The 5579-nt window shown below is 68.9% G+C and carries 4 protein-coding genes, 1 tRNA gene and 1 pseudogene; all 6 read right to left on the reverse strand.

What is annotated here, in order from left to right; all coding sequences use genetic code 11:
• Positions 1–123: 123 nt before the first annotated feature.
• The gene (locus AC30N0_RS02840; protein ID WP_489516422.1) at positions 124–1464 is read right to left on the reverse strand and encodes a tyrosine-type recombinase/integrase; all 1341 of its coding nucleotides are present in this window, start codon (positions 1462–1464) and stop codon (positions 124–126) included.
• Positions 1465–1647: 183 nt separating this feature from the next.
• Positions 1648–1723, reverse strand: a tRNA-Phe gene (locus AC30N0_RS02845).
• A gap of 38 nt (positions 1724–1761) precedes the next feature.
• Positions 1762–2445, reverse strand: a complete 684-nt coding sequence (locus AC30N0_RS02850) for a response regulator (RefSeq protein WP_489516423.1) — start codon at positions 2443–2445, stop codon at positions 1762–1764.
• 6 nt (positions 2446–2451) lie between these two features.
• Positions 2452–4737 (reverse strand): sensor histidine kinase, encoded by a 2286-nt coding sequence (locus tag AC30N0_RS02855; protein WP_489516424.1) that lies wholly within the window; start codon positions 4735–4737, stop codon positions 2452–2454.
• Between the two features lie 10 nt (positions 4738–4747).
• Positions 4748–5362 (reverse strand): DUF4390 domain-containing protein, encoded by a 615-nt coding sequence (locus AC30N0_RS02860; RefSeq protein WP_489516425.1) that lies wholly within the window; start codon positions 5360–5362, stop codon positions 4748–4750.
• Between the two features lie 26 nt (positions 5363–5388).
• Positions 5389–5579 (reverse strand): annotated as a pseudogene (locus tag AC30N0_RS02865) (16S rRNA (cytosine(967)-C(5))-methyltransferase RsmB); the annotation flags it as partial.

Consider the following 5579-nt stretch of genomic DNA (forward strand, 5'->3'; position numbering starts at 1 on the left):
GGTTGCGGTCTCCTTGAACAGTCTCTTTAGATTGCTGGCTCGAGTCGTAGCCACATTACGACCTTGACAGTTTTTCCAAAGATTTTCAAGCCCACGCCTCCTGCGCGGCGCGCCGTGTCAGCGTCAGTGGCTCGGAGGCTGAACGAGCGAACTCGCACGGCGCGCCCGCTTCGAACGCGCCGGTTCGCTTGTCGGTGTCGCGTCGATACGCGACCGAAGCTTGTCGAGGTAGTCCGCCCAGGCTTGCAGCATGTTCCTGCGCTGGTCGATGAACTCGGTCCGGTTGTAGGCCCGGCCCAGGCTGTCGCGCACGGAGTGAGCCAGCTGGGCCTCGATCACGTCCGGGCTGAAGCCGAGCCGCTCGTGCAAGATGGTCCGCGCCGTTGCGCGAAACCCGTGAGCGGTCATTTCGTCCGCCGCATACCCCATAGCTCGCAGCGCTGCGTTGATGGTGTTGTCGCTCATCGGACGGTCGTGATGCCGCTCGCCCCGAAAGACGAGCTTTCCGCCACCCGTCAACGGCTGAAGCTCGCGCAGCACGGCGACAGCCTGCTTCGGCAAGGGAACCAGGTGCGGTGCCCCGTTCAGCTTGCCCGCCAACATCCGTTTCATGCGCGCCGCAGGGACCGTCCACAGCGCCTTGTCGAGGTCGATCTCGCTCCACTCCGCGGCGCGTAACTCGCCGGGTCGGAGCAGCAGCATCGGCTGCAGCTTCAGCGCGGCGCGCACCACGTGGGTGGCGGCATAGCCGTCGCATGCGCGCAGCAGCTGTGCGAGCCGCTCGGGCTCCGTGATCGCGGCGAAGTGCTTCGGCTGGGGTCGCTTGAGGCCGACCTTCAGGCCGTAGCCGGGATTGGTGGTCGCTTGGCCGATCGCGATGCCGTAGCGGAAGATCTGGCTGCAGTTCTCGAGCGCTCGATGCGCCGTCTCCACGACGCCCCGGGCTTCGATCCGTCGCAGCACCTCGAGCAGCATCGGCGGGGTGATGGCGGTAACGGGCGTCCGGCCGAGCCACGGGAAGACATCCCTTTCCAGCCGCTCGATGATCTTCTGCGAATAGCTTGTCGCCCAGGAACCGCGGCGCACCTCGAACCAGTCACGGGCCAGCGTCTCGAATGCGTTCAGAGGCGGCAGCCCCTTGGCCACCCGGTCCTCGGCAGCCCATTGCGCGCGAACGGCAGCCTTGTCGTCCTTGCGCTTGTGGCTGGGGTCGATGCCCTCGGCGAGGGTCTGACGCGCCTCCTCGGCCTTCTGGCGGGCGAGCGCCAGGCCGGTTTTCGGATACGTCCCCATCGACAGCAGCTTCCGTCTGCCGTGGTAGCTGTAGCTGAACCGCCAGCCGTGCGAGCCGCCGCCGACGAAGAGAAGCAGGTACAGGCCCTCACCGTCCGAGATGCGCTTTCGCGGGTCACCAGGCCGTATGGCCTTGAGCGTCTGGTCCGATCGAATGAGGTGTCTGGCCATATAAGTAACTTCCAGAGGGCCGGAGGAGTAAGACCCCCGATCCGCCGTGAACTTACTCCAAAAACGGCCGGAAGTCAGCGGAAGCCATGAAACGGTCCCGGAAACAAAAAAGCCCTAGAGCGTTGATTCTCAAGGGCTTTTTGGACTTTTTGGGACGCTGCGGGACGTCCTGAAATATCGACTTGGTGGCCAAGGGCGGAATCGAACCACCGACACGCGGATTTTCAATCCGCTGCTCTACCGACTGAGCTACTTGGCCGAGCCGGCGATTATATCGGCGCGCCCTTCGCGGCCGGCCTACATCGCCCCGCGCTTGTTGCGCGAGAGGTCGACGCCGAGCTGCTTCAGCTTGCGGTAGAGGTGGGTGCGCTCGAGCCCGGTCTTTTCGGCGACGCGGGTCATGCTGCCGTTCTCCTGCGCGAGGTGGAATTCGAAGTAGCTCTTCTCGAAGGCGTCGCGCGCTTCGCGGAGGGGCCGGTCGAGGTCGAAGCTCTGCTCAGGCTGCGGGCCGAGCAGGAGCGGAATGGACGCCGGCATGCTGCCGCCGGTCATGGCGGCTTCGACCGTGAGGCTCGTTTCGTTCGGCTGCGTGCCGTTGTTGGCGGCCGTCCGTGTGGCCGGCTTGGCCAGGCCCTGCTCGACGGCGCGGAGCAGCTTTTGCAAGGTGATGGGCTTCTCGAGGAAGGCCATGGCGCCGAACTTGATGGCCTCGACCGCCGTGTCGATGGTGCCGTGGCCGCTCATCATGATGACCGGCATGGTCAGCAGCTGCGACGAGCCCCACTCCTTCAGCAGCGTGATGCCGTCGACATCGGGCATCCAGATGTCGAGGAGGACGAGGTCGGGGCGGAATCGCTCGCGGCAGGCGCGCGCCTGGGCGGCGTCTTCGGCCACTTCGACGGTGTGACCTTCGTCGGCGAGGATCTCCGAGAGGAGTGCCCTGATGCCCAGTTCGTCGTCGACGACAAGAATGGTGGCCATGAACCTTCAGTGCGTCCGCGCTGTCGCGACCGCCTCGTTCGCAGCGGCGCCAGCCGTCGGTGCGAGTTTGGAAAATGATAACGAAACTTGCGCACCGCGCGCCGTGCCAGGGGCGCCGTCCGACCCTGCAGTCTCGCCGAGATTGGCGACCCGCACGCGCGCGCCGTGCTCGTCGGCGATTTTCTTGACCACCGCGAGGCCGAGGCCGGTGCCCTTGCTCTTGGTCGTGACGTAGGGCTCGAAGGCCCGCTTCAGCACCTTGTCCGAGAAGCCCGGACCGTTGTCGACCACGATCAGGCGCACCGCGCGGACGTCGCCGTTGTCGTTGCGCGCCGCCTCGGTGCAGAGGAGCACGCGCCCGTCGGGCTTGTCCGCGACGGCGTCGAGCGCGTTCTGGACCAGGTTGTGGATCACCTGGCGCAGCTGGGTGGCGTCGCCGATGATCGCCGGCAGCCCCGGGGCCAGGCCGGCGCTGAGGCGTCCCGACTCCTGCGCCGCGCCGTACAGGCCCAGCACCTCGCCGGCCAGCGCGTTGAGGTCGAGCGGCCCGAGCTCCGACGCCGGCAGCCGCGCGTAGTCGCGGAACTCGTTGACCAGCGCCTTCATCGCCTGGACCTGGTTGACGATGGTGCCGACCGAGCGCTCGAGCATGCTGCGGTCGCTGCCTTCGAGCTTGGAGGCGAGCTTGAGCTGCAGCCGCTCGGCCGAGAGCTGGATCGGCGTCAGCGGGTTCTTGATCTCGTGCGCCAGGCGCCGCGCGACCTCGCCCCAGGCCTCGATGCGCTGCGCCGAGACCAGCTCGGTGATGTCGTCGAAGACCATGAGGCGCGCGCCCTGCGGCATCGCCGCCCCGCGCACGAGCAGGGTGATGGTGTGGCCCTCGCGGCCGGGTCCCCCGGTCTGCAGCTCGAACGAGTCCTGCCAGTGGTCGCGCTCGCCGGCCTCGGGGCTCGTCGCGTGCAGCTCGAAGCGGTTCCAGACCAGCTGCGCGAAGGTCTCGAGACCGCTCACCTCGTCGAGGCGTCGGCCCCGGTAGGCCGACAGCGGCAGGCGCAGGATCCGGGTGGCCCCGGGGTTGACCGTGTCGATCGCGCCCTTGCGATCGAAAACGATCACCCCGGCCGTCAGGTTGTCGAGAATGGTCTGCAGGTTGGCGCGCGCACCCTCGACCTGGGTCACGCTGCGATGGACCAGCTCGCGCGCGTCGGACAGCTGCTGCGTCATGTCGGCGAACGACCGCGTCAGCCCGCCGAGTTCGTCGCGCGAGGCGAACACCGCCTTCGAGCTGAAGTCGCCGCGCGCGACCTGGGCGACGCCTTCGGCGAGCAGGAGCAGGGGCTGCGCCAGCTGGTTGCTGAGCGCGATCGCGAGCAGCACCGCGCCGAACACCGCCAGCACGAGGGCCAGCGTGAGCGTGCCGATGTACATCTTGCGCAGCCCGGAGCGGGCCAGGGCGCGCTGCTGGTACTCGCGATAGGCGTTCGTCACCGCCAGGGCGTTGCTGGCCAGGGCCGGGGCGATCGACTGGACGACGACCAGGTAGCGCTCCTGCTCGCCGAGCGTGAAGTTGCTGCTCGGGATCACCGCCACGGCGCGGACGCGGGCGGCGCTGCCGGCGGCGGCCGCGTCCTCGTCGAGGCCTTCGGCCTGGCTCACGACACGCTGCGTGCGGGCCTGGCGCAGCATCGGCGCCGGGATGCGGTCGGGCAGCAGCCCGGCGCGCGTCGAGCCGGTCGTGAGCAGCGTCTGCCCGGCGCTGCCGACGACGGCGATCTCCTGCGCCGAGAGCTGCTCGCGCAGGCGCTCGAGCGCGAGCGGCTCGGCCGGGCCGCCCTCGCCGACGCGCTCGGCGGCCAGGCGCGTCTTGGTCGCGACGTCGCCGACGATGGCGTCGATGGTGCCGCGGCCGAGGTTCAGGCCGGCCTCCAGCGCGCCCTCGACCTTGACGTCGAACCAGCTCTCGATGCTGCGCGAGACGAACTGGTAGCTGACGGTGTAGATCAGCACCCCGGGGACCACGCCGACGAGGGCGAAGATGGCGGCCAGCTTGAGCAGCAGGCGGCTGCCGAACCGTCCGCGCGACACGCGCAGCAGCAGGCGCACCGCGGCCACGACGATCACCAGCACCAGCGTGCTCGCCAGGGCCAGGTTGACCCAGAACAGCCAGACGTAGTGGCGCTCGTACAGGGCCGGGTTGTTGGTCGCGATCGACAGCAGGAAGGCGAGCACCAGCCCGGCGCCGAGCGCGGCGACGGTCGAGATGATCCAGGCCCAGCGGCTCGGGCGAGTCATGGGCGACAGGCTAGTTAATCCGCTGCGAGCGCTGGACCGCCAGGCGCCAGTCGGGCTGCCCGCCGACGCCGATCTGCATCGGCCGCGGCAGCAGGTTGACATCGAGCCGGAACTCGAACTCCAGGTAGTGGCGGCTGCCTTCCTCGATGTGCCCCGTCTCGGCGACCTTCCAGCGCGTGCTGCGGCTGACGGCGGCGATCGCCTCGGCCCGGGTCGGGTAGGTCTGGCTCAGCCCGCCCTCCGTCGTCACCCGGTAGGTCGAGGTGAGCGGCTGGAACACCACCTTCCAGACCCGGCTGGTCTGCGCCACCCGGCGGTTGCGCCAGTACCAGCGCTCGCGAAACACCTGGGCCTCGGCGACGAAGAACAGCGGCACCGACTTCATCAGCGCCTCGTCCGGGCTGCGGCCAAGCTCGACCGAGACGGCGAAGCTCAGGTAGACGCCCTCCTCGTCGCGGCTCAGCTCGAACTGGGTCAGCTCCGGCTCGGTGCCGCGGGCCGGACCGGCGCCGAGCAGAGCGCCGCCCGCGGCGGCGGGAAACAGGAGGCGCAATCCGGCCGCGCCGAGCGCGCGAAGCACGCTGCGGCGGCGCGGAAAGCCGTGCGGCGGCGGCGGCAGAGTCATGGTTCGCAGGCGAGGAAAGCCGAAAGTCAGTGTTTCTCGAGCAGGGCGAGGAAAAAGCCGTCCGCGGCCCGGCTCGAATGAGCTCCGGGCGGCGTCTCGTCATTGTCGGCCAGCGGCAGCAGGTGGCCGGGCGAAGGCGGGTCGGCGGCCGGGGCAGCGTCGGCGCGCCGTTGCAAAAAAGCGTCGATCTGCGCCTGGCCCTCGGCCCGGAACACCG

It is taken from the genome of Rhizobacter sp., from assembly GCF_031412495.1.
Classification (GTDB): Bacteria; Pseudomonadota; Gammaproteobacteria; order Burkholderiales; family Burkholderiaceae_C; genus Schlegelella_A.

Bases quoted from the DNA above. Each gene is read 5' to 3' on its own strand.
- AC30N0_RS02860 (WP_489516425.1), bottom strand. From the start codon at position 5,362: ATGACTCTGCCGCCGCCGCCGCACGGCTTTCCGCGCCGCCGCAGCGTG.
- AC30N0_RS02855 (WP_489516424.1), bottom strand. From the start codon at position 4,737: ATGACTCGCCCGAGCCGCTGGGCCTGGATCATCTCGACCGTCGCCGCG.
- AC30N0_RS02850 (WP_489516423.1), bottom strand. From the start codon at position 2,445: ATGGCCACCATTCTTGTCGTCGACGACGAACTGGGCATCAGGGCACTC.
- AC30N0_RS02840 (WP_489516422.1), bottom strand. From the start codon at position 1,464: ATGGCCAGACACCTCATTCGATCGGACCAGACGCTCAAGGCCATACGG.